Here is a 491-nt window from a genome sequence, read left to right as displayed (position 1 = left end):
TTGGTAGGGTAAGTGGCAAGAGGTGTTTTTGTCTGTGAGTCTTTTTGGGTGGTGGGGCGATCGCTAAATACAAAATAAGGTCAAAGGAGTAATTTCCTAAATAAAATTTTGATAAATAATTACTATTTTTACTATTTATGAGCTTAATTACCCTGAAAAGGTAAATTCTACAGCAAGGGCTACTAATTACTATTATATTTTTTTACCTCTAGGATTAAGGTGAGATATTGGGAGTAAAAACTATAGCGCTATGGATTATGTCGTGTTTTGGTAGGGTAAGTGGCAAGAGGTGTTTTTGTCTGTGAGTCTTTTTGGGTGGTGGAGCGATGGCTAAATACAACATAAGGTCATTTCAGTTATTAGTTATAAGTAAGTATGGGAATAGGGAAGCTTGAAAAACTGAATTTTCTTTTTTTATCCCCTTTAAATGGGAGTTTATTGACCTTATTTTCTGGTCAAAATAGTAATTTACTAAATCATATTTTGATAAA

It is taken from the genome of Dapis brunnea BLCC-M229, assembly GCF_050015995.1.
In the GTDB taxonomy this organism is placed as follows: domain Bacteria; phylum Cyanobacteriota; class Cyanobacteriia; order Cyanobacteriales; family Microcoleaceae; genus Trichodesmium.
This window is presented reverse-complemented; position numbering follows the sequence as displayed.